Annotated in this window: 21 protein-coding genes; 7 read left to right on the top strand and 14 right to left on the bottom strand. The window is 64.2% G+C overall.

Annotated features, from left to right (window positions below; all coding sequences use genetic code 11):
* The first annotated feature begins 3 nt into the window (after positions 1-3).
* Positions 4-1,104, top strand: coding sequence for a carbon-phosphorus lyase complex subunit PhnI (locus RA20_RS09755; RefSeq protein WP_039127505.1), 1,101 nt, complete (start codon positions 4-6; stop codon positions 1,102-1,104).
* Between the two features lie 8 nt (positions 1,105-1,112).
* On the opposite strand, the gene RA20_RS25760 is transcribed toward RA20_RS09755, so the two are convergent.
* Positions 1,113-1,289, bottom strand: coding sequence for a hypothetical protein (locus tag RA20_RS25760; RefSeq protein WP_193748818.1), 177 nt, complete (start codon positions 1,287-1,289; stop codon positions 1,113-1,115).
* 46 nt (positions 1,290-1,335) lie between these two features.
* On the opposite strand from RA20_RS25760, the gene RA20_RS09750 reads away from it, so the two are divergent.
* From RA20_RS09750 to phnN, 4 genes are read left to right on the top strand one after another with little or no spacing between them, the layout of a single operon-like run.
* Positions 1,336-2,193 (top strand): alpha-D-ribose 1-methylphosphonate 5-phosphate C-P-lyase PhnJ, encoded by an 858-nt coding sequence (locus RA20_RS09750; RefSeq protein ID WP_039127503.1) that lies wholly within the window; start codon positions 1,336-1,338, stop codon positions 2,191-2,193.
* Positions 2,193-2,963, top strand: coding sequence for a phosphonate C-P lyase system protein PhnK (gene phnK, locus RA20_RS09745; protein ID WP_039127500.1), 771 nt, complete (start codon positions 2,193-2,195; stop codon positions 2,961-2,963). Before RA20_RS09750 ends, phnK begins: the two co-directional genes overlap by 1 nt.
* 10 nt (positions 2,964-2,973) lie before the next feature.
* The gene (gene phnL, locus RA20_RS09740) at positions 2,974-3,657 is read left to right on the top strand and encodes a phosphonate C-P lyase system protein PhnL (protein WP_039127497.1); all 684 of its coding nucleotides are present in this window, start codon (positions 2,974-2,976) and stop codon (positions 3,655-3,657) included.
* Positions 3,654-4,214 (top strand): phosphonate metabolism protein/1,5-bisphosphokinase (PRPP-forming) PhnN, encoded by a 561-nt coding sequence (phnN, locus tag RA20_RS09735; RefSeq protein WP_039127494.1) that lies wholly within the window; start codon positions 3,654-3,656, stop codon positions 4,212-4,214. The genes phnL and phnN overlap by 4 nt, the downstream gene beginning before the upstream one ends.
* On the opposite strand, the gene RA20_RS09730 is transcribed toward phnN, so the two are convergent.
* Positions 4,196-4,879 carry a DUF1045 domain-containing protein gene (locus tag RA20_RS09730; RefSeq protein WP_039127490.1) on the bottom strand — a complete coding sequence of 228 codons (684 nt, stop codon included), beginning with the start codon at positions 4,877-4,879 and terminating at the stop codon, positions 4,196-4,198. The genes phnN and RA20_RS09730 overlap by 19 nt on opposite strands.
* 50 nt (positions 4,880-4,929) lie before the next feature.
* Here RA20_RS09730 and RA20_RS09725 point away from each other — a divergent pair, with 50 nt between their 5' ends.
* Positions 4,930-6,072: an alpha-D-ribose 1-methylphosphonate 5-triphosphate diphosphatase gene (locus RA20_RS09725; protein ID WP_039127487.1), complete on the top strand. Its 1,143-nt coding sequence runs from the start codon at positions 4,930-4,932 to the stop codon at positions 6,070-6,072.
* Positions 6,073-6,295: 223 nt separating this feature from the next.
* On the opposite strand, the gene RA20_RS09720 is transcribed toward RA20_RS09725, so the two are convergent.
* The 7 genes from RA20_RS09720 to RA20_RS09690 are packed head-to-tail and all read right to left on the bottom strand — an operon-like array spanning position 6,296 to position 12,809.
* A complete protein-coding gene (locus RA20_RS09720) occupies positions 6,296-6,775 on the bottom strand; it encodes a class I SAM-dependent methyltransferase (protein WP_039127484.1) in 480 nt (159 codons plus the stop codon).
* A complete protein-coding gene (locus tag RA20_RS09715) occupies positions 6,776-7,534 on the bottom strand; it encodes a polysaccharide deacetylase family protein (protein ID WP_039127482.1) in 759 nt (252 codons plus the stop codon).
* Positions 7,531-8,667 (bottom strand): glycosyltransferase family protein, encoded by a 1,137-nt coding sequence (locus tag RA20_RS09710; RefSeq protein ID WP_039127480.1) that lies wholly within the window; start codon positions 8,665-8,667, stop codon positions 7,531-7,533. Before RA20_RS09710 ends, RA20_RS09715 begins: the two co-directional genes overlap by 4 nt.
* A complete protein-coding gene (locus RA20_RS09705; protein WP_039127477.1) occupies positions 8,664-9,251 on the bottom strand; it encodes a histidine phosphatase family protein in 588 nt (195 codons plus the stop codon). The genes RA20_RS09710 and RA20_RS09705 overlap by 4 nt, the downstream gene beginning before the upstream one ends.
* Positions 9,248-10,336 (bottom strand): glycosyltransferase family 4 protein, encoded by a 1,089-nt coding sequence (locus tag RA20_RS09700; protein ID WP_039127474.1) that lies wholly within the window; start codon positions 10,334-10,336, stop codon positions 9,248-9,250. The genes RA20_RS09705 and RA20_RS09700 overlap by 4 nt, the downstream gene beginning before the upstream one ends.
* A gap of 5 nt (positions 10,337-10,341) precedes the next feature.
* Entirely contained in the window at positions 10,342-11,586 is a 1,245-nt protein-coding gene (locus RA20_RS09695; RefSeq protein WP_039127471.1) for a glycosyltransferase family 4 protein, read from the bottom strand.
* Positions 11,583-12,809, bottom strand: coding sequence for a glycosyltransferase family protein (locus RA20_RS09690; protein WP_241482230.1), 1,227 nt, complete (start codon positions 12,807-12,809; stop codon positions 11,583-11,585). The genes RA20_RS09695 and RA20_RS09690 overlap by 4 nt, the downstream gene beginning before the upstream one ends.
* Positions 12,810-13,202: 393 nt before the next feature.
* Here RA20_RS09690 and RA20_RS09685 point away from each other — a divergent pair, with 393 nt between their 5' ends.
* Positions 13,203-15,569, top strand: coding sequence for a mechanosensitive ion channel family protein (locus tag RA20_RS09685; RefSeq protein WP_039127468.1), 2,367 nt, complete (start codon positions 13,203-13,205; stop codon positions 15,567-15,569).
* A 212-nt stretch (positions 15,570-15,781) separates the two neighbouring features.
* Here the strand turns inward: RA20_RS09685 and RA20_RS09680 are convergent, their stop codons facing one another.
* The 5 genes from RA20_RS09680 to RA20_RS09660 are packed head-to-tail and all read right to left on the bottom strand — an operon-like array spanning position 15,782 to position 22,994.
* Entirely contained in the window at positions 15,782-17,128 is a 1,347-nt protein-coding gene (locus RA20_RS09680; RefSeq protein ID WP_039127465.1) for a CoA transferase, read from the bottom strand.
* The gene (locus RA20_RS09675; RefSeq protein ID WP_039127462.1) at positions 17,125-18,282 is read right to left on the bottom strand and encodes an ABC transporter permease; all 1,158 of its coding nucleotides are present in this window, start codon (positions 18,280-18,282) and stop codon (positions 17,125-17,127) included. The genes RA20_RS09680 and RA20_RS09675 overlap by 4 nt, the downstream gene beginning before the upstream one ends.
* Complete coding sequence (locus RA20_RS09670; RefSeq protein ID WP_039127459.1) at positions 18,279-19,307, bottom strand: ABC transporter permease; 1,029 nt, start codon at positions 19,305-19,307, stop codon at positions 18,279-18,281. Before RA20_RS09670 ends, RA20_RS09675 begins: the two co-directional genes overlap by 4 nt.
* The gene (locus RA20_RS09665) at positions 19,307-21,220 is read right to left on the bottom strand and encodes an ABC transporter substrate-binding protein (protein WP_039127457.1); all 1,914 of its coding nucleotides are present in this window, start codon (positions 21,218-21,220) and stop codon (positions 19,307-19,309) included. The genes RA20_RS09670 and RA20_RS09665 overlap by 1 nt, the downstream gene beginning before the upstream one ends.
* On the bottom strand, positions 21,213-22,994 hold the full coding sequence (locus RA20_RS09660) for an ABC transporter ATP-binding protein (RefSeq protein ID WP_039127454.1): 1,782 nt from the start codon (positions 22,992-22,994) through the stop codon (positions 21,213-21,215). Before RA20_RS09660 ends, RA20_RS09665 begins: the two co-directional genes overlap by 8 nt.
* Positions 22,995-23,331 lie beyond the last annotated feature (337 nt).

Below are 23,331 nucleotides of genomic sequence, written 5' to 3'. Positions count from 1 at the left end.
GACATGTATGTTGCAGTGAAAGGCGGCGAACGCGCCATCGAAAACGCCCATGCCTGGCTGGCCGAGGAACGCCGTGGCGACAAGAATGTCTCTGAGCTTTCCCTCGCCCAGATCCGCGAGCAGCTGAGTCTGGCGGTAAACCGGGTGATGGCGGAAGGCTCGCTTTATGATCCTGATCTCGCGGCACTGGCGATCAAGCAGTCGCGCGGCGATCTGATCGAGGCGATCTTCCTGATCCGCGCCTACCGCACCACCTTGCCGAGGTTCGGCTGCTCGCAAGCGGTGAAAACCGGTGACATGGCCTGCGACCGCCGGATTTCGGCGACCTTCAAGGACGCGCCGGGCGGGCAGGTTCTGGGACCGACGTTCGATTACACACACCGTCTGCTGGACTTCAAACTGGCCGCCGAGGGCGAAGTGCCCGACGCACCGGTTGCTAAGCCGCGCAAAGAAGCCACACCGCACATCACCGAGTTCCTGCAGGGCGAAGACATCATTGAACGCGAGCCGTCTTCGGATGCGGTCCCAGGCGATCTGACCCGCGAGCCGATGTCCTATCCGGCGGACCGGGCGGTGCGGCTGCAGTCGCTGACCCGCGGCGATGAGGGGTTCATCCTCGGTATGGCCTACTCGACCCAGCGGGGCTACGCGCGCAACCACGCCTTTGTCGGTGAATTGCGTATCGGCACCGTGCCGGTGGAGATGGAGATCCCCGAACTGGGTTTTGCCATTGAGATCGGCGAGGTGGAGCTGACCGAATGCGAAACCGTGAACCAGTTCAAGGGCTCCAAGACGGTGCCGCCGCAGTTCACCCGCGGTTACGGTCTGGTTTTCGGCCAGTCAGAGCGCAAATCCATCGCCATGGCGCTGGTCGACCGGGCGCTGCGCTGGGAGGAGCTGGGCGAGGACAATCTGGGCGCGCCTGCGCAGGACGAGGAATTTGTTCTGAGCCACGCCGACAACATTCAGGCCACGGGTTTTCTGGAGCATATCAAACTGCCGCATTACGTGGATTTTCAATCCGAGCTGGAGCTGGTCCGCAAACTGCGCCGCGAGGCAGCAGAGCTGTCCGAGACACTGGCGGCGCGGGAGGCTGCACAATGATCTGCGCTTCAGAAGACGTCCGGGGGAGTATTCCGGTCATTGTCCCGGCGTTCCCTGCGGCGCTTGCGGGAAGGGTGGTTGCGTTTTCTTGGGGTCGGCTTGCGCAGCGACAACCACAGGATAAGGCCGATGAGCGCGGTTCCGGAAATGGCGGAAACAATGTTCAGGACTGTGTCTTCGCTCAATTCTATCACCCGATTTTACAATCCGCCAAGGCAGTGAGGCCAAGCCATGTCTGACTACAATTTTGCATACCTCGACGAGCAGACCAAGCGGATGATCCGCCGGGCGATCCTCAAAGGTCTGGCGGTGCCGGGCTACCAGGTGCCCTTTGCCAGCCGCGAGATGCCGATGCCTTATGGCTGGGGCACCGGTGGGGTGCAGGTCTCCGCCGCGACGCTGACGCCGGATGATACGCTGAAAGTGATCGACCAGGGGGCGGATGACACCACCAATGCGGTCTCGATTCGGAAGTTCTTTGAAAAGACGGCCGGAGTAGAGACCACCGAGGAAACGGAAAAGGCCAGCGTCATCCAGACCCGTCACCGGATTCCCGAGGCAGAGCTGACCGAGGACCAGATCCTAGTCTATCAGGTGCCGATCCCAGAGCCGCTGCGTTTTCTGGAACCGCGTGAGACCGAAACCCGCAAGATGCACGCCTTGCAGGAATACGGGCTGATGCATGTGAAGCTGTACGAGGACATCAGCCAGCACGGGGCCATCGCGACAGCCTATGCCTACCCGGTCAAGGTGGAAGGGCGCTATGTCATGGACCCCTCGCCGATCCCCAAATTCGACAACCCCAAGATGGAGATGGCGGCCATCCAGCTGTTCGGCGCAGGCCGCGAGCAGCGCATCTACGCGGTGCCGCCCTATACCCAGGTCGTCTCGCTGGATTTCGAGGACTACCCGTTTGAGGCCAGCAAGGCCGAGCATGCCTGCGACCTGTGCGGCTCCGAGCACAGCTATCTGGATGAGGTGATCCTGGATGATGCGGGCAACCGGATGTTTGTCTGCTCTGACACGGACTATTGCCGTTCGCGGCGCGAGGCAGGCCACTCCGGCCGCCTGAGTGAGGAGGCAGCGTGATGACCCCTTTGCTGCAAGTGAAGAACGTTGCCAAGATGTATGGCGCACGGATCGGCTGCACGGATGTGAGCTTTGATCTTTATCCCGGCGAGGTGATGGGGATCGTCGGTGAAAGCGGGTCAGGTAAATCGACCCTGCTGAACAGCCTGGCGGGCCATCTGACGCCGGACCGGGGAGAGGTGATCTTTGACACCCGCACGGAGGGGCCGGTGGATACCGTCACCATGTCCGAGCCGGAACGCCGGATGCTGAGCCGCACCGACTGGGCCTTTGTCCATCAGCATGCCCGCGACGGGCTGCGGATGTCGGTGTCTGCCGGCGGCAATATCGGCGAGCGGCTGATGGCCGTGGGCGACCGGCACTATGGCTCCATCCGCGAACGTGCCGCCGACTGGCTGGGCCGGGTGGAGATCAGTGAGAGCCGGATCGACGACCGCCCCAGCGCGTTTTCCGGCGGGATGCAGCAGCGCCTGCAAATCGCCCGCAATCTGGTGACCGGTCCGCGGCTGGTGTTCATGGACGAACCCACCGGGGGACTGGACGTCTCGGTGCAGGCACGCTTGCTGGATTTGCTGCGCGGCCTGGTGCGTGAGATGGGGCTGAGCGCGATCATTGTCACCCATGATCTGGCTGTGGTGCGCCTGCTGGCGGACCGGCTGATGGTGATGAAAGACGGCCATGTGGTGGAAAATGGTCTGACCGACCAGGTGCTGGACGATCCGCAGCACGCCTATACCCAGCTGCTGGTCTCCAGCGTGCTGCAAGTCTGAGGGTGGCGAGATGATTGAACTTAAAAATGTGAGCAAGAGCTTCACTCTGCACAATCAGGGCAGCGCCGTGATTCCGGTGATGGAAAACGCCAGCCTGAGCGTCGAGCCGGGTGAATGTGCCGGGCTGATAGGGGCCTCCGGGGCGGGAAAGTCCACTCTGATGCGGGTGATCTATGGCAACTACCTGGCGGCCTCCGGCAGTGTGGTGGTTGGCGGTGTGGATGTGGCGAAGGCGCAGCCGCGCGAGATCCTGGCGCTGCGCCGCGAGACCCTGGGCTATGTCAGCCAGTTCCTGCGGGTGGTGCCGCGGGTGGCCACACTGGATGTGGTGGCAGAGCCGCTGCTGGCCGTGGGCACGCCGGTGGAACAGGCCCGCGACAAGGCGGCGTCGCTGCTGGCGCAGCTGAATATCCCGGAGCGGCTTTGGGGCCTCAGCCCCACCACCTTCTCGGGCGGGGAGCAGCAGCGGGTGAACATCGCGCGCGGCTTTGCCCATGATTATCCGGCGCTGCTGCTGGATGAGCCGACGGCCAGCCTGGATGCGAAGAACCGCGCCACAGTGCTGGGGCTGATCGAAGGCGCCAAGGCGCGCGGAGCAGCGATTATCGGCATCTTCCATGACGAGGCAGCGCGGGCGCAGGTCTGCGACCGCTTCGTGGATGTATCCGGTTTCTCGCCCAAGGCTGCGGCATGAGAACGGCTTCGCAAAAAGGGCCGGTCATAGCCGTTGTTGGCCCCTCCGGGGTGGGCAAGGACAGCCTGATGTCTGCGCTTGCTGTCTCTGGCCCTCAGCTGCGGCTGATGCGCCGGGTGATCACCCGTGCACCCGAGGCTGGCGGCGAGGATTATCAGCCGGTCAGCGAGCCGGAGTTCTCAGCACTGGCCGAAAGCGGTGTCTTTGCCCTGCATTGGCAGGCGCATGGGCTGCACTACGGCATTCCCCGCGACATTGAAAAGCTGCGTGAAGGATCGGGCGGGGTGCTCGTGAACCTGTCGCGCGCTGTGCTGCTGCAGGCGCAGGAGGTGTTTGGCGACTTCATCGTGCTGTCGGTAACGGCCCGGCCCGAGGTGCTGGCTGAGCGTCTGACAGCGCGCGGGCGGGAGGACGCGGAAGAAGTTCAGAGACGGCTAGCGCGGGCAGTCAATCCGCTGCCGGAGGGGCTGGCCCGTGTCTATGAAATCGACAACAGCGGCGTGCTCAGCGCGGCGGTGAATGCCGCGCTGGCGGCCATTCAGCCGGAAAGGGCGTAGCGGTGGATCAGATGAAACCGCCCGTCCGCTGCCTCGCCCATCAGCGCCAGGTCGGTGATCGCAAAGGGCGCGGGCAGCAGCGGGATCAGGTGCTCCGTCAAAGCGGCTTCCACCGCGGGCAGCTCAGGCTTGGGCAATTTGCCGGTAAGTGTGATGTGGAAGCGGAACTGGTCCAGCACGTAAGGGTAGCCCCAGCGGGTCAGATTGCTGTCCTGCTCCGGTGTCAGGCCGGCGGCGCGGCGGCGCTCCAGTTCGGCTGCAGGTGCTGGGCTGCGGTACGGGTCGAGTTCCGTCACGCAGGCCGAGGCCAGCGTGTTCAGCGCGGCTTGATCCCCGGTAGGGCGCAGGGCCAGGAAACGGCCGAGCCGGGCCAGGTGCAGGCTGTCCAGCGTGACGGGTTTCTGAGCGGCGGCCAGTGCGGCGCAGGCAGTCTCAAGCGCGGCTTGCGTCTGGCCTTCGGCAAGGCGCATCGGCGGTTTCATCGTGGCATGGAGCCCGTATTTGCGCGGCACCTCCGTGATTGCCGCGATGTCCAGCCCGGCTATCTCCGGATGCGGCAGCTCTGTACCCGTTTCCATGTCCCAGCCCAGCCAGCTGGCGCCGAAGCGGCTCCATTCCGCGTTGGCGGGCGGGGCGTAATAGATCGCGTATCGCGTGAATGTCACATTGGCCTCCTAAACGTGGCCTTCCATAGCTCGAAAGATGTGAAGTTCAGATGACAGATGAATTGATCCTTGCCAATGCCACGCTGGTGCTTCCAGGAGAGATCCGGGCGGGCAGCGTGAAGATCGCGGGCGGTGAGATTGCGGATATTGCCGGCGGTGCTTCGGTTCCTGCGGGCGCCGTGGACTGCGGCGGCGACTATGTCTGCCCGGGTCTGGTCGAATTGCATACAGACAATCTGGAGCGCCACATCCAGCCGCGCCCCAAAGTGGATTGGCCGCATGCCAGTGCGATCATGGCGCATGATGCGGAGCTGGCCGGGACCGGCATCACCACGGTGTTTGATGCGATGCGGGTCGGTTCGATCAGCCGCCGGGACAGCCGCTATGGCGCCTACGCCCGCGGGCTGGCCTCGGAGCTGCTGGAATTGCGGGCGTCGGATGCGCTGAAAATCTCGCATTTCCTGCATCTGCGGGCAGAGGTTTGCACCGACACGCTGGTGGAAGAACTGAATGCCTTTGGTGAAACCGACCGGGTTGGTCTGGTCTCGCTGATGGATCACACGCCAGGGCAGCGGCAGTTCCGGGACATCTCCAAGCTGGAGCAGTATGTGAAAGGAAAGCACGGTTTTGATGATGCGGCTTTCAAGGCGCATGTTGCGCATCTGCTGGAGCTGCAGGAAACCTATGGCGCGCTGCATGAGGCTGAAGCGGTGAAGGCGGCCAACCGCTTTGGCGCGGTGCTGGCAAGCCATGATGACACCACGGCAGAGCAGGTGGCGGTTTCGGCCGGCCACGGCATCCGGCTGGCGGAGTTCCCGACCACAGTGGAAGCGGCGCAGGCCTGCAATGCACACGGTATCAAGGTGATGATGGGCGCGCCGAACCTGATCCGCGGCGGCTCGCATTCCGGCAATGTGGCGGCGCATGAGCTGGCGGAGCTTGAGCTTTTGGACATTGTCTCGTCCGACTATGTGCCCGCGGCGCTGCTGATGGCGGCGGTGAAGCTGGGGGAGCTGTGGGGCGACATGGCGCGCGGCCTTGGCACCGTGACCCATGCGCCCGCAGATGCGGTGGAGCTGAGCGACCGCGGGCGGCTGCAGATAGGCAAGCGCGCGGACCTGATCCGTTTTGGCATCACGGCTGGCACCCCGGCCCTGCGCGGGGTCTGGTCGCGCGGGGCGCGGGTGGCCTGAGCGGCGCCGGAAGGGGCGCAGCGCGGCCCCGCCCATCGAGGGCGGCCCCGCGCTGCCCGGCCCTTGGCCGGGCGGTCCGGTCTGCAATGCGGTTCTGTTCTTCTTTCCTGTGCGCTAGGCTGTGCCGGGCTGGCCGGAGCATGCTGCCGCCAGGCTCATAACCTGGAACCGCTTGGGGCGTTCAGGCGCGGGGCCGGCCGGCACCGCGGGCCTGGGGCAAAGTTCAGCTTACGCGGTAGAACATGTAGCGGCCCGGCGGGATGCCTTCAGGGCCTGCGAGTTCCTCGAAACCAGCCAGCGGCTGGCCGGATACGATGATGCCCCCCGGCGCCATGGCCTTGGCAATCACCGGTGACAGGGCTGCGGCCTCGGCCACGTCCTGTTCCTTGACCCCGAAACCGAAGTCGTAATGCGCGAGGGCAATCTTGTGCCCCTCCGCGGCCAGGCGTTCCAGCATCGGCTTGGCCTCGCCCTGGAGGAAGTCCTGTTCCGGAGGCACACAGGAGGGGTGGCACTGCAGCACCCGGTCAATCACCCAGATCCGGCGGTCGGAGAGGATCTCGCGCAGGTGATCATAGGTGCGGCCGTTGCCGAGGCCCATGTCCAGCACATCGCCGTTCATTGCGGTGATTTGCTCCGCGGCCCAGTTCAGACCGTCGCGCTGGGCGGTGAAGCGGCGCAGCATGGAATCAAGACGGCTCATTCAGGACATCCTTTCATCATAGATCCAGGCTTCTCCCGGGCCGTTGAGCAGGCGTTTTGCCAGCGCAGCGGTGAAGGTCCAGACCGCTTCGTCATGCACCAGGTGGTGGGTGAGAAGGCCGTAGGGTTCAGCATTATCCGCCTCGCCCAGGCGGCGGTCGCGCAGCTGGCGGGCCGCTTGCGCAATCAGTTGTTCCGGGGGTACGAGGCTGCGGCCGCGTTTCCAGTCGATCGGGTCGAGGTGGGTGTTTACACGCAGCAGGCCGGGGGCGGGTTTGGCAGCCGTCCGGGGCGTGAAGGTGGAGACTGCAGTATAGCCTGCACCTGCCAGCCAGGTCATCATCTCAGGCGAGATCCGGTTCCAGGGCGGCACAAACATCGGCCGCAGGCCGGAACCGAACATTTCCTGCAGGCTGGCCAGGCCGCGTTCTGCATCATCCAGAAGCTCTTCCAGCGGGCGATGCGCGCCGAACTCGGCCTTCTTCTCACCTGCGGGGGCGTGGTTCTGGTGCGCCCAGCCATGCACCACTGGAATGAGCAGAGGACGTTCTGCCACAAAGCGGCTGAGATCGGGTGTCACGCCCTGCGGGATCACCGCCAGATGCACAGGCAGGTCAAGCTCTTCGGCGAGCGCGGCCAAGCGCTCCAGCTCGGTGGAATGGGACATTGCGTCGTCGTCCCGCCACCACAGCGGCAGAGTCATGCCTGCCTCCTGCCAATGGGCCAGTTCCCTGTCCAGCTCGCTCCAGTCCGGTGTCATCCGCGCTCCCCCGCCAGTTCTGCGGCAATTTCCACAGACCGGGCGGCGCCGTCAAACCTGAAACCGCCTGCAACCCGCCTGGGAGCGCGCAAAGCCGAATTGACCGCAGCGCATAGCGCCGCGGGGGAGAGGTCTGCGGTTTTGACGATTTCAAAGCCATCCAAGGGCGCCAGGCTCGCGGCGCGAAGCCCTTGTTCGGTTTCGTTTCCAGCATCAAACGGCACCAGAACGGCAGGGCTTCCGGCCTGCAGCAGATCCAGTGCGGTGTTATATCCGCACATGCTGACCGAAACCGCGGCGTGAGAGAGCATCTGCCGGAAGTCCTTGCGGGCGGGCTCCAGCAGGGCAGGGGAACCAGTTTCGGAGAAGGCCTTGATTCGGTCCGCCGCATCCGTGCCGCCAACCAGCAGGCGCCAGGGGGTACCCGGCATCAGTTTGGCCGCCTCCAGAGCGGTTTCATAGAGCGGGGTACCGACGCTGCCGCCGCCGGCGCTGACCAGCACTTCACCACGGCCTGCCTGCTGCGGGTGCGGGCCTGCGGCGGGCGGGGCGACATAGCCGGTGTAGCGCAGCTTGGCGCCCAGCATGTCACTGACCGGCCAGCTGGCCTCAAGCCTGGTGGCGGCGGGATCGGAGTGGACCAGCACCGCATCATAGTATTGGCCGATGACCCTGTCAGCTTTGTCTGCCTTTTCCGGTTTGGAAGGCGGGGCAAGGATGTCGCGGATCGAGGACAGGATCACTGGCCGCTTGGGCAGGCCGTGGGCGGCCTCCAGCAGCGCCAGGAACTCCTTGCGCAGAGAGCGGCGGCCGAAGGGGTAGAGCTCGGTGATCAGCACATCGGGCTGCAGGTTCTGCAGGGCGGAGCAGAGGGCGTCCTGACGGCTGGCCAGATAGGTGTCATCGGCCAGCGTGCCGTTTTCTGCCAGAAGCTTGGTGAAATCCACCCCGTCCGAGCGCAGCGGCGGCAGTTGGATCAGGTCGATCTCATCGGAGTTCAGCTGCGGGGCGGGAAAACCGCCGGAGGCCACTTGCACCTGATGGCCGACCGCGGTGAAAGCCCGGGCCAGGGTGAAGGCGCGCGACAGGTGGCCGGTGCCCAGAAGATGGGTGACAGCGATCAGAACTTTCATGCTGCGTCCTTGCGGATGAGGCGTACCGGTTCGGGCAATGGGGTCAGAGCCCGGCCGTTGACTTCCACCACAAACAGCCGGTTGCGTTTGATACGGAAGGGGGCCGGGCCGTTGAAGTCCCAACCATAGGCGCGGGCCAGGATCATTCGCATGATACCGATGTGGCAGACTGCGACGGCATCCTGCGTCAGGCTGTGAAGCCAAGGCTCGATGCGGGCCCAGACTTCGGCCGGGGTTTCGCCGCCGGGCGGGTGGTAATGCCAGCCCCAGTTCTCGATATCGCGAAAGCCGCTGTCCGGATCAGCCTTCAGGTCCAGACCGTGCAGGCCTTCCCACTCGCCCCAGTTCATCTCGGTCAATTCCGGTGCAGTGAGGGGGCGGCGGCTAGCCACCAGCTCTGCCGTCTCTGCTGCGCGCATCAGCGGGCTGGACCAGAGCTGCGCTTGGCTCCACTCCGATGGCAGGGCGTAGCCGCCCAGTTCCGCGCGGGCCTGGTCGTCCAGCGGGATGTCGCTGCGGCCCTGGATACGGCCGGCGCGGTTCCAGGCGGTATGGCCGTGGCGCAGAAGGGCAAGGCGGATCATGTGCGGGCCTCAATCAGCGGCAGAACAGTGGACCAAAACTGCCGGGCCGCGGCAGGAGAGAGATGGCGGGAGGAAATGAAGTTGCGTGCATCCTGGCCAATTTCAGTGCGCCGGGCAGGATTTGCAAGCAGGCCGGCGGTAAAGGCTGCGAGAGCTTGCGGCCCGTCTTCGGGTGCAGGATAGCTCCCTGGAAGCAGCACGTCCCTTACGCCGGGGCGGTCCTGGGCAGCAACCGGCAGGCCGTGCGCCTGTGCTTCCAGATAGACCATGCCGAAGGCCTCATTGACGCCGGGCCAGAGAAACAGGCTGGCCTTGGCATAGGCCTCTGCCAGTTCCGCACGGGAGAGCTGGCCCAGGAAACGGACTTTGTCCCCGAAAGGCGCCATGAGTGCCTCGGCCTTAGGCCGGGCTGGGCCGTCGCCGGCAATATCCAGTTTCCAGCTGCCGGGCAGCTCTGCCAGCGTTTCGGCAATAATGCGATAGGAGGTGAGCTTGTCGCCGTCCCGCATCATGCCTGCGGCCAGCATCGGGCCGTCCAGCGTGGACACCGGGGGCAGAGCCTCCAGCGGCAGGAATGGGGGCAGATGCGCAAGGGCCTGGCCGCCGCAACGGTCCCGGTTCAGGGCGAAACGGTCCTGTTCGGTGAAGTAGAAGATCGCCGCGGCTGCATCTGCGGCGGTGTGGGCAGCTTCGGCAAAGCCTGCCCAGGGACCCATCAGGCGCTTCTTGGCGCGGGTGGATTCGATCTGCACATAAGGAATGCCGCGGGCGCGGGCCACGGAGGGGCCGATCAGGTCCGGCGCCTTGTAGTAGTTGTGGTAGGTGACCCAAAGATCCGTTTCGGGCATTTCGCAGATCAGCCGGGCCGTTTCCGCCTCGGCTTGCTGCCTCAATTCTGCCTGAACCTCAGCGCTGCCGCGCTTGTCATAGATCCTGAGGTCCGAGACCAGCTGCACCCCGGCGCCGCTGCCGCTGAGCAGCTTCATCAGGTTGCGGGCGATCTCGCGGTCGCCGGAGGGCACCGGGTGGTGCGGCGGTTTCATCGGCGCGTAGAAGGCAACCTGCTTTCCGGCTCCCGGCGGCATCGGCCTCAGCTGCCTTGCAGCATCGAGTTCAGCCGCTTGGAGAGCTGGGCGATGCCGGGGTCCATGCCGAAGTCAGTGCGCAGGCGGGTGAGCGCTGCGTCTGCCATTTCCGCCAGCTTCTGCGGTTGGCGGGCCGCATAGAGCAGGGTTTCGGCCAGAGCTTCGGGGCTGTCGTCGCTCAACAGGCCATGGGTGCCGTGGTCGATGAACTCGGGGATTGCCGAGACCGGGGTCGACAGGATCGGCAGAGCCTGCGAGGCGGCTTCCATCAGCACGTTGGGCAGCCCGTCGCGATCACCGTCGGCGGCGACCCGGCTGGGCAGCACAAACAGATCCGAGGCGCGCATTGCCTCGATCACCTCGGGCTGGTCGCAGGCGCCGCGCCAGGTGATGCGGTCCGCGATGCCTGCATCCTCGGCAATGCCTTGCAAGAGGTCGCCCAAGCCGCCGCCGCCGATATGGGTCCAGTGCCAGTCGAGGCCTGCGGGCAGCAGCGCTAAGGCGGCAATCAGACGGTCAAAGCCCTTTTTCTCGACCAGGCGGCCGACGGACATGAAATGCACCGGATCCTGCGGCTGGCGCGGGGTGCGCTCGGGCGGAGCCGGAAAACGGGACAGGTCGAGCCCATGGTAGACCAGATCAACCCGTTCCGGCGTGTCGGCCATCTGCTGCAGGTGCTTGGCGCCAAAGCCGGTGCAGGTGGCGCCGAAAGCGGCGCCATGGTGGGCAGCGGACAGCTTTTCCTCCAGCTCCCAATCTGGCGAGGTCCAGATGTCCTTGGCGTGGGCCGAGAAGCTCCAGGGCAGGCCGCGCATGATGGCGGCATAGCGGGCCACTGAGGAGGGCGTGTGCAGGAAATGGGCGTAAAGCCCCAGCACGGCGTCCGGCATTTCGGCCGCCAGCACGCAGGCCTGGCCAAAGCGGCGGATGCGGTTGGGGGTGAGGTCGCGCCGCAGATCAGCGCGCCAGATGCGGTAGGCCTCGGCGTAGCCGGGAAGGCCTTGCGCGATGGCGCGGGCGCGCCAGACCCGCTCCGGCTCCTCATAGAGGTACTCCGGCAGGTAGTTCACTTGCGCCTTCAGCTGTGCGTGCAGCGGGTGGCGCTTGATGTCGGTGGGGTGGCGCAGCGACCAGATTTCGAACGCGTGGCCGGCCGCCTCCAGGGCAACCAGTTCCTGCGCGATGAAGGTCTCGGACAGCCGCGGCCAGCCCTTGACCACCACCGCCAGCGGCGGGCGGGGCGTGCTCATTCTGCAGCCTCTTGATGAGTATCCTGCAAGAGGGCGTCCACGCGGCGGGTGACATAATCGAGCCCGTCCAGCAGGCCCTCGGAGCCGGCGGCAGAGGGCGGCGGCTGGTTGGCCAGCGCCCGGATTGCCTTGGCCAGCGCCGGAGCATTCCAGCCGTCGCGGGTCTCATCCAGCATCGTGGTAAGGCCGATCTCCTCGGCCCGGCTGGCGCGGATCCATTGCTCCAGCCGCGGCGTGGTGCGGGGCACGATCACAGCCGGTTTGTCAAAGGACAGCACCTCGCAGAAAGTGTTATAGCCGCCCATGCATACGACCCCCTGGGCGCCGGCAAACAGGGTCTCGATCTGCGATTCAAAACCGACGGCGGTGACCCGGCCATCAAGGCGGGCGACGCGTTCCTCGAAATCCTCGCGGGTTTCGCCGGACAGGAAGGGCCCGTAGACCAGCACTGCGCGGGGGGTGAGCCCGGGGTCGGCCTCATAGGCGGCCAGCGCCAGGTCCACCATCATCTCGCCGTCGCCGCCGCCGCCGGGGGTGATCAGCAGGTAGGGCTGCTCGGGCGGTTCTCCGACTTGGCCCAGGTCGCGGCGCAGGTAGCCGGTCCAATGCATGCGGGCCTGCATGGCGGGCGTGAAGGGCAGCCCGGCAGTGGGATCATAGACCGAGCGCGGACCGTAAACCCAGATCTCGTCATAGAAGTCGCGGGTGGCCTCAACCGCGTGCTTGCGCTCCCATTCGGCGGCCAGCACCTCGGGCTCGTCCAGCACATCGCGCAGACCCAGCACGATCTTGCAGCGGCCTTTGGACTTCAGCAGTTCCAGCGCCGGCATCAGTTCGCCGCGAAAGCCGGTGGGTTCCTTGTCGGCGATCAGCACATCCGGCTCGTACTGCTCCACCGTCGAGCGGATCAGCGCGGCGCGCAGCTCGGCGGTTTCCTCGATGCTCATGCCCATGGTGCGCGAGGCATAAGAACCATCCGAGCGTTTGATCACCCCGGGCAGGCGGACATGGTCGACCCGGGAGGGGAAGGAGAACCGGCCTGCCACCGGCGAACCGGTCAGGATCAGTGCAGAGGCATCCGGATTGGCGGCGGTGATGGCGCCGGCCAGCGCCCGCGAGCGGCGCAGATGCCCCAGCCCGAAAGTGTCGTGGCTGTAGAACATGATCCGCGGCCCGCGCGTGCCGGTTTCCGCCGCTGTCTTTGTGGTGCCTGTGTCCGTCATTGGGATGCCTGATTGAGGTGCCGGATTGCGCCCGGCAGGGGGCAGGTTCCGGCGGGGCCGGAACCAAGCCAGCCGCGGCTGCCGCTCGTTCCCGGGCGCGTGCTCTTGTGCTCCGCCATCTTCCGCCTCAGTTTGCACGCCCCGCAGCCGGCTGCGGCGGGAACGCGGTCAGTGTTTGCTTTTGCCGTATTCCAGGCGCGGCCGGATCCTGCCAGGCCGGGATTTCGGCGTTCCGCCCTAGGGGCGGATGTTTGAAATTGTATAGCCCGGAGCCCCTGTGCATGCAATCATGCGCCTTTGTTGCATAGCGCACAGGAAATTGCGTCCGCGCTATTTGCGCAACGCCTTTGTGCGTGGTTAATTTGACTCAAGTTTCCAAAAGGATAGGCGCTCATGCTGCATTTTATTTACCGGTTCCTGCTTTGCGGGCTGCTGAGCATCACCCTGGCGGCTCACGCCGGCGCGCAGGAAAGTGACGCTGCGGGAGCAGATACGCTGGCCCAGGCCATCGAACAGGCTGCGGAGAGCGGTGTGAGTGTCGTGGTTGTGGACAGCAGCGGCCAGCTGCTGAACGCACCGCCTGACGGGCAGCAAGCGGATCAGCCGGCCTCGGACATCATGGAGCAGCCCTCGGCGCTGATGAAGGCGCAATCCAAAGTCGCTGCGTTCCGGGCAGAACTGAACAGCCGCCTTGAGGCGCTGCCCTACTCGATCTTCGAGATGCAGTATATTCTGCGCCAGACCAGTCCGGACGGGCGCATCATGACCTATGTCGAGGTGCTGGGCTGGAGCGTGCTGTTCCTGCTCATCGGCCGCTGGCTGTCGACGGAAATCTACGGCAAGCGCTTTGCCAAGCGGTTTGTCGTGGCACGGATCCGGCAGAACCCGGAAGGCTACCAGGAAAAAATGCCCTTCCTGGTCTACCGCTTCCTGATGGGAGTTGGCGGGACGGTTTTTGCGATGGTCTTTGCTGCGCTGATTTCCTACCTGATTTTCGGCGCCTCTGGCGATCCGTCTATCGAATTCACTGCAACGGCAGTTTACACGGCTTTCTTTCTGGCCCGGACAGTGTCGGATCTGTGGCGAATGGTCCTGTCGCCGTTTCTGGCGCAGTACCGGATTCCGGTGTTCTCGGACAAGGATGCCAAGCGGCTCTATGTCTGGGCGGCGCTGCTGGCGACCTATGATATTTCCTCTGTCCTGTTTGCCACCTGGGTTGGCGACTTCGGACTCAATTACAATGTCTACGCCATGGTTTACGGCCTGCTGGCGCTGGTCGGGATGCTCGGCAACCTGCTGATGGTTCTGGTCAACGGCCGGGCGATTTCCAATGCGATCCGGGCCGGGCGGGTGCCTGAGGAGTGCTCCTGGCTGGTACGCATTCTTGCAGTGGTCTGGGCGCCGCTGCTGATGACCTACATGGCCTTTGGCTGGCTCAAACTGGCCTTTGACCTGGTTCTGGAGAATGACATTTCGATCCCGCTGATGGCGGGCAGCTACTTTGTTCTGACCACGATCCTGATCGTATACGGAGCAATCAACTATTTCATCGAACGCTACTTCAGCCGGTCCCGGCTGATTACGGCTGCTGCCGGCGCTCCGGGTACTGACGGCGGCAGTGACGAAACAGACATTGAAGAAGGCGCAAGCCTGGATGCAGACGAAGAGCCGGAGGATGAAATTCCTGCGCCGGCGCCCAGGCACCCGATTGCGACCTACGAGGACCTTGCCCGCCGGGTTGCCGGTATCCTGGCCTTTGTGGTCGGAGCCTATTCCCTGATCATTGTCTGGAACCCGGACGCCAGCTGGACCGAAACCACGGCTGCTGAACGGGTTACCGACGTCACTGTGATCCTGTTCATCGGCTATATCGTCTACCACCTGTTCCGGATCTGGATCGACAGCAAGATTGACGAAGAGGTCGGCGAAGTCCAGCCGGGAGAACTGGGGGATGAAGGCGGCGCGGGCGGCGCCAGCCGCCTGGCGACCCTGCTGCCATTGTTCCGGGGCGCCATTCTGGCGGTGGTTCTGGTCTCGATCGTCCTCATCGTGCTTCTGGAGCTGGGCATCAATGTCAGCCCGCTGTTTGCCGGTGCCGGTGTGGTTGGCCTGGCCGTGGGCTTTGGCTCGCAGACCCTGGTGCGGGACATCTTTTCCGGCGCCTTCTTCCTGGTGGATGATGCCTTCCGCAAAGGCGAATACATCGACATCGGCGACGTGAAAGGGACGGTCGAGAAGATCTCTGTCCGCTCCTTCCAGCTGCGTCACCACCTGGGGGCGCTGCACACCATTCCGTTTGGCGAGATCAAGGTGCTGACCAACTACTCCCGCGATTGGGTGATGATGAAGCTGCCGCTCCGGGTGACCTATGACACGGATGTCGAAAAGGTCCGCAAGCTGATCAAGAAGCTGGGGCAGCGGCTGATGGATGACCCGGTTGTCGGGCACACCTTCATCCAGCCGCTGAAGTCGCAGGGGGTGATCGAAATGCAGGATTCGGCGATGATCATCCGGGTCAAGTTCATGACCAAGCCGGGCGACCAGTGGATTGTCCGCAAGCGGGTCTATCAGGAAATCCGGGAGCTGTTTGCCAAGGAAGGTGTGAAGTTCGCCCACCGTGAAGTCACGGTGCGCCTGGCTCCGGACCAGGAAGGCGAGGTGACGCCGAAGCAGAAGGAAGCGGCTGTCGGCGCGGTACAGGCCGCCATTGACGAAGATCTTCTGGAGGAAATGGGCGGTCCCGGCGGCGATGACCGCTGATCAGGCGCGCGGGGTCCTCCCGTCCCCGCGCCGGACCGCTGGCGCGCTCAGCTTGGGGTTGGGCCTGGCGCCGCGCTGACGCGCGGCGCCGGCTCCGGCGGGAGTATTTGAAATCAGAAAGAAGCAGGAGACCCAGCCCCGGCTTCTTTCTGGTCCGCAGTACTCTGGGGTGAATTGGCCGGAGGCCAAGAGGGCAGCGCGTCCGGGGGAGCCTAGTCCGGCCAGCGTGCCGGGGCACTGTTGCAGCGGCTGGCGGGCAAGTCCCAGTGCATCTGCGTTCCACTCAAAAGAAGAGGCGCCGCCAGGCGGCGGCCTGGCCCCCAGCCGGTGTTCTCGGTTTGCTGGCAGTAATCGCTTGCGGCCGGGGAGGCGAGTTCAGGGTCACTGGAGGATTTCTCCATCCCGGCAAGCTGCTCTGCGGTTCGGGCGAGAGACAGAGAGGCCGCAGGCGCGGAGCCATGGCGGGCCGCGGAAGCCAGCGCAGAAAGCACTGCCGCAGCCAGCATGTACCCGGTGGCGTGGTCCAGGGCCTGCACTGGCAAGGGGTGCGGTGTGCTGGTCCCGGCCCAATTCCGGCCAGCCTCCGCGATGCCGGCGCTCATCTGCACAAGGCTGTCAAAGCCGCGCCTGCCGGCCCAGGGACCGCTCCAGCCGTAGGCACTGAGCGTTGCCTCTACCACGTTTGGCGCGATCTGGCGCCGGACTGCTTCGCCGTACCCCAGCTTGTCCAGCGCGCCAGGGCGGTAGCCGTGAACCAGCACGTCCGCCTGCGCCAGGAGGGTCTCGAACACCAGCCGGTCTTCGCCTTTGGTCAGGTCCAGCGCGGCCATGCGCTTGCCCAAGGAAATATCGGTGATCACCCCCGGCTCGTCCCAGCCGGATGGGTCTATGCGCAGCACGTCAGCACCGAAGCCGGCCAGGGTGCGGGTTGAGACAGGTCCTGCCAGAATCCGGGTGAGATCCAGCACCCGCAAGCCGGCCAAGGGCCGCTCTGCGGTGGCTTGCGGCCGGGGCCGCAATTTCACCGGAGCGGGTTCGCTCCATTGGATCAGCGGTTCGGCGGCAACAGCGCAGCCCTGCGGGTGGGCTAGCCACGCTTTGCGGCTGCGCATGGCAGCTGCCGCGCCGCACGCCGCAACAATTCCGCTTTCCAGCCTGTCCCCCTGCCAATGCTTAACCGCAGCTGCTACGGCCTCGCGCTCGTCTTTGCAGCCGAGCACTTTCAGCGCTGCCAGGCGGTGGTGCGGCAGGTTGGTGTGCAGGCGGATCCAGCCGTCTGCTGTTTCATAGACACCGGCAATCGCGTCCCAGAGACTGGGCAGCTCCCAGCCCTCGGGGCGGAAACTGTAGCTGAACCAGAGCGATGCGAGGCGCTGGTTCACGGTGACCTCAGGTGCTTCAGCTGCGAGGTTCAGCACCTTCATGAGCCGCGCCAGCTCCAGCCCCACAGCCGCTACGGAGGCATTGGCCAGTTCGGTCACCGCAAAGGCGCTGCGCCACTGGCCGCCGCCGGTGGCGCGGTACGTGTCCGGGGCAGGCAGAGCGGTGAGCAGGGTCATTGCTGATAGGGGTCCAGGCTGTCGCGCAAGCCGTCGCCCAGGAAGTTGAAGGCGAGAACAACCACAACGATGGGGAGCATCGGGATCGCCGTCCAGGGATAGATCTCGATATTGGCCAGGTTCTGGGCGTCATTCAGCATCACGCCCCAGCTGACCGCAGGCGCGCGCAGGCCGAGGCCGAGGAAGGAGAGGGCGGTCTCGCCCAGGATCATTGCCGGGATCGACAAGGTGGCCGAGGCGATCAGATGCGACATGAAGTTCGGCAGCAGGTGCTTGCGGATCACCCGGCCGGAAGACGCGCCCATCATCTCGGCGGCGCGGACATATTCCTCTTCGCGCAAGGACAGGAATTTGGCGCGCACGGATCTGGCGAGGCCTGGCCAGTCGAGGATGCCGAGGATGATCGAGATGATGAAGAACACGGCCACCGGCGACCAGTTCGAGGGCACCGCAGCTGAGAGCGCCAGCCACAGCGGCAGCTCGGGCAGGGAGCGCAGAATCTCGATCACGCGGTTGATCAGCCAGTCGGTCTTGCCGCCGAAATAGCCCGCCAGAGAACCGAAGAAGATGCCAAGCACAAAAGAGACCGAAATGCCGATCAGACCCACGGTGAGCGAGAGTTGCGCGCCATAGAGAATGCGCGAGAAGATATCGCGGCCCAGCCGGTCTGAGCCCCAGAGGAAGACGGGGCTGTTCTTGTCCGGGGTGCAGAACAGGTGGGTGGTGGAAGGGATCAGCCCGGCGATATTGTATTCGCGCCCCTCGCAGAAGAACTTCAGTTTCTGCGGGTTTTCCAGGTCCGGAGTGAACACCCATTGAAAGTTCTCCAGATCGGCATGCGAGGTCAGGGGGTAGACATAGGGTCCGATGAACTCGCCCTGGTGGAAGAAGTTCACTGACTGCGGCGGCGAATAAAGGTGCTCGCTGTGGCGCTGGTTCGGCCCGTAAGGTGCGATGAAACCAGCCACCGGCAGCAGCAGATAGCACACCAGCAGGAAAGCGCCGGAGATCAGTCCCAGCTTGTGGGTGCGGAACTTCCGCCAGACCAGCAGCCAGTTGGGCGCGTCCAGATCCTTGCGCTCCACCTCCAAGAGAGAGGCTTGCGGATCGAAGGGGGCGTCGTCGACATAGCGTCCGTCGGGTAGCTGTGTCATGCGCCGCGCCCCTCATAGCGGATCCTCGGGTCCAGCAGCACCAGAAGCACATCCGAGACCATGGTGCCAATCAGGGTGAGCAAGGCGACGAACATCAGCACAAAACCTGACAGAAACATGTCTTGGGACTTGAGCGCCTGCAGCAGAGACGGGCCGATGGTTTGCAGCCCCAGCACGACAGACACCAGCACAGAGCCGGAGATCATAGAGGGCAGCAGGTTGCCGATGTCAGCGACAAAGGGGTTGAAGGCGACCCTAAGCGGGTATTTTGCCAGCATCCGCGAGGATTTCATGCCCTTGGCAATGGCGGTTTCCACGTAAGGTTTGCCCAGTTCGTCCAGCATATTGGCGCGCAGTCTCTGCATCATGGCGGAGGCGCCGGCGGTGCCGATCACAAAAGTGGGCACGATCAGATGGGTCAGGATGGATTTCACCTTCTCCCAGGTCATCGGCATGTCTTCGAACATCGGATCCATCAGCCCGCCGATTGGCAGGTCGAACCAGCGGTGGCCGTAGTAGAAAAGGATCAGAGCCAGCAGGAAGTTCGGGGTGGCGAGCCCGAGGTAGCCGACAAAGGCGGAAGTGTAGTCGACCCAGGTGCGGGCCCGGGCGGCGGCCAGCACCCCGAGCGGCAGCGCCACAGCATAGACAAACAGCACTGCGGCCAGGTTCACCAGCACGGTGAGCCACAGGGTGTCGCCGACAATGTCCGCCACCGGGCTGTCAAACTCGAAGGACCAGCCGAAATTGCCCTGGATCATGCCCGAAAAACCATGCGGGCCGGGCATGAAGCCCATCCAGATCATGTATTGCTGCCACAAGGGTTTATCGAGGGCATATTCCTGGCGCAGGAATTCCGCCTTGGCGACTCCCGCGGACTGGCCGGTGGCTTGCAGTTCTGCAATCTGGTTCGACAGATAGTCGCCGGGCGGCAGGTTGATGATGGCAAAGACCAGCACCGACACCACCAGCAGGGTGAGCAGCATGGTGCCAAAGCGGTAAATGGCGTATTTCAGGATTTCCATCAGCCCTTGCCATCCTCAAAGAAAAATTCATCCGGGCGGTAGAGGCCGAAATGCGCCCCTGGATCCCAGGCCCAAACCGCCTGTTTCGGCACGTTGTGCAGACGGTTGCTGACCACCACGGGCTGCGGCGCTCCGGCAACCACGCCGATGGCAAAGACCTGATCTGCGTGGATCTGCAGCATCTCGCGCCAGGCGGCGGCGCGCTGTTCGTCAGTGCCGGCCATGTCCCAATTGTGCAGCAGCTCCAGCAGCCGCTGGGCGGCGGGCATGTCAGGTGCTTCGCCTGCCTCGCCGCCGGTCTGGAAATGCTGGCCCCATTTCGGCCAGGAGAGAAACACCTGATCGGTCGGGGCCAGATACCCCGGCGACGTATAGGCCTGCGGCAAGCCGTTGTCCCAGCCGAACCAGACCGAGGCCATGGCACTGCCGGAAAACACCCGGTTGCGCAGGATGTCGCGGTCCAGCGGCCGCATCACCAGCTTGATGCCGACATCCCGCCAGTCATCGGTAATGATTTGCAGCGCATTCTCGACCTCCTGGCGTTCCCCCGCGGTTTCGACGATCAGCTCCATCAGCCGCCCGTCAGGCAGATAGCGGATGCCATAGCCGTCCCTTTTTGAGAGCCCGGCCTCATCCAGCAGCCGGTTGGCCTCACTCGGGTCGAAATCCGCCCAGGCTGCCCGCAATTCCGGGTCAAAGAACTCACTTTCCTCAAGCACCGTCATGGCGCCCGGTTTTGCAAGGTTAAAATAAAGCGCCCGGTTGATGGCGCGCCGGTTGATCGCCAGGGACAGCGCCCGGCGCACACGCACGTCGCGCAGGATTTTCTGCCAAACCGGATCATTGATATTAAGGTTCGGGTAGATCGCGATCTGCGAGGCAGTGCCGTTGCCCCATAGGAACGTCTTGTACTTAGAGCCGTCCTTCTCGCCCTTGCGCAGGATCGGGATATCACGGAAGCCGATGCCGCGGGCCTGAAGATCGGCCTCGCCCGCATTCGACTTGGCCGCAACAAGGCCGGGGCTGACGATCTCCATCTCGACTGTATCGATGTAAGGCAATTGAACGCCGTGGCTGTCGATCCGGTGATAGTACGGGTTGCGCACGAACTGGTGGCGGATTTTCTTGCCGGCCGATGCATTGATCCATGGCTGCAGAGTGGGCAGTTCGTGGTTATCGAACTTGTACATGTTGTCGTATTTGTTGTGCAGCGCCGCCCAGCTCTTAACCCGGGACGCCTCAATTGCCTCTTCCAGGCTTTCCGGCTCTGCATAATCCGCGTGGAAGCGTTTGAGGTATTTGGCCGGACGGTAGATGAACGGCGGCCGGGCCTGTGCCAGCACATAGAGGAAACCCGGGTTGGGCTCGTCCCACTCAAAGATGACGGTGGTTTCATCCGGGAAACTGACCTGCGGCAGCTGCCCCATCACCCGCAGGAAATCCGGCGGCCCGGCCGGGCTCAGCTCAGGGTGGTTGGCGACATCCTCCCACCAGTAGCGGAAATCATCCGAAGTGAAAGGGTCGCCGCTGGACCAGCGGTGTCCGGGGCGCAGTTTCAGGGTGTAGCGGCGGTTGCCCTCATTCTCGAACCCCAGCAGTATATCAGGCTGCAGCCGGTAGTTCTGGTCATAGCCTGCCAGCCGTGCGTAGCCATAGACCACCATCTGCCGGATATCCTTGGAGCGGGTCACCATGGTGTTCAGTGTGCCGCCCTGAATGCCGAATTCCCGGCCCTTGGCAGCCAGGTTCACCACCAACGGCACTTCCGGCAGACGCTCTGCGACAGGCGGCAAATAGCCTGCCTTGACTTCCGAGCTCCAGAATTTGCTTTCCTGAGCTTCCGGCCCGGCCAGAGCGGAGAGTGGCGCCAGGCAGAGGGCTGCGGCCAGCAGGGGTTTCAGCATATCAAGCATGGCAGCGTACCTTATGGCCGGCTTCCAAGTGGCTTAGGTTCACCAGCGGCGGCGCTTGGATGCCATTGAAGCGGAATTCTTCGGGCCAGCATTCCGGCGCGCCTGCGCCCTGGGCCACCAGATTGAGGTCGATGGGGCGGTCGATGTCCGGCTCAGGCTGGGCGGCGATCAACGCCTTGGTGTAGGGGTGCTGAGGGTTGTAGAACAGTGTCTCGGGCGGCGCCTGCTCGACGATCAGCCCGCGCCGCATCACAGCGACCTCGTCGGCAATCCGGGCCACGACAGCCAGGTCATGGCTGATAAACAGGTAGGACAGGTTCTGCTGGTCGCGGATCTCTTCCAAAAGTTTCAGGATTTGCTCCTGCACCGAGACGTCCAGCGCTGAGGTCGGCTCGTCGCAAACAATCAGCGCCGGGTCCAGCATCAGCGCCCTGGCGATCGACAGCCGCTGGCGCTGCCCGCCGGAAAACGCATGCGGATAGCGCTTCAGCATGTTTGGCGACAAACCGACCAGCCGCAGCATCTCGGCGGCCTTGTCACGACGTTCTGAACGGCTGCCGATGCCGTGGATCTCCAGCGGTTCCACCAATGTGTCCTGGATGCGCATCCGGGGAGACAAAGAGGAATAGGGATCCTGAAACACCATCTGCGCCCGGCGCTGAAAGGCCGTCCGGGTTGCCCGGTCCATATCGTGCACGGCAATTGGAGGCTGCCCGGCGGCAGGGTGGAACAGCACCTCGCCGCCCGGATCAGGCAGTTCGGCGCCCAGGGCAATCCGGGCTGCTGTGGTCTTGCCCGAGCCGCTTTCGCCGACAATTGCCAGCGTTTCGCCCCGCGTGACCCGCAGGTCGATTTCGCGGCAGGCGTGGATCAGGGTTGGCGCCTGCCAGCCCTTGCTGGCGCGCAGCGTATAGGTTTTGGAGACGGATTTCATCTCCATGATCAGATCGTCGCGGGAGGGCGGTATGGCGACGACAGCTTCATCCGGGATTTCCGGAGCGGCATCAAACAGCGCCCGGGTATAGGGGTGCGCAGGAGCGCGCAGCATCGGTTCGGCGGGGCCCGCTTCCATCACCCGGCCCTTGTGCATCACCACCACCTGCTCGGCCATATTGGCGACCACGCCCAGATCATGCGTCACCAGGATCATCGCCATGCCGGTTTCGCGCTGAAGCTCCTTCATCAGCCCCAGCACCTGCGCCTGGGTGGTCACATCCAGCGCTGTCGTGGGCTCGTCGGCAATCAGCAGGTCCGGCTTGGCCACCATCGCCATGGCGATCATCGCCCGCTGGCGCATGCCTCCGGACAGTTCAAACGGGTAAGAGCGGTAGGTGCGCTCAGGGTCCGGGAAGCCGACACGCTCAAAACATTCCAGCACTTCCTTGCGGGCGGCGCGTTCGGATTTTCGGCCGTGCAGCCATAAAACTTCGGACACCTGGTTGCCGATCCGGTGCAAGGGTGACAGCGAGCGCATCGGCTCCTGAAAGATCATCGATACAATGTTGCCGCGGACATCCCGCATCCGGCGTTCGTCCAGCGTTGCCAAGTCCAAGGATTGGCCGCGGGTTTCCAGCAGAATGCGCCCGGTGCGCAGCTGTGCTGCCTTTGGCAGGATGCGCAGCGCAGCACGGCAGGAAATTGTCTTGCCCGATCCGCTTTCCCCGACCAGGGCCAGTGTTTCGCCCGGCTGGACGGCAAAGCTCACGTCCTTCACGACCGGCTCGCCCTTGCCAAATCCGATGCTGAGATTTTCGACGGTCAGCAGCGGACGCATTCAGTTTTGCCCGCCCGGCTGGTTCACGGCGTTCATGAGATCGTGTTTTCCCCTGTTTTTTGCCTCACCTTCGCGCGACCGGCGCCGTTTAGTCAAACCCCATTTGGCCAGATGCCCGCGGCACAAGGGAAATGTGAACGGCCTGGGAGCTGCAGCAGAGCGCGCGCGTCGGCCTGCTAACCAGCCTGCGTACCAGTTTTGTGACGGTTTCCAGCCTAGGTCATAGGGCAAGTTCACAATGGATAACATCCGCGTGGCGGTTATAGGTTCCATTCCCCGCTGCGCAGCTAGCGGTTGTGCGCCAAGGGGTCATTCCCGGCAGAGGAGCGAGAAGGCC

Origin of the sequence: Leisingera sp. ANG-Vp (assembly GCF_000813725.1) — a bacterium.
Classification (GTDB): Bacteria; Pseudomonadota; Alphaproteobacteria; order Rhodobacterales; family Rhodobacteraceae; genus Leisingera.
Note: the sequence above shows the minus strand (reverse complement) of the source record. Positions and strands in the feature narration are given on the sequence as shown.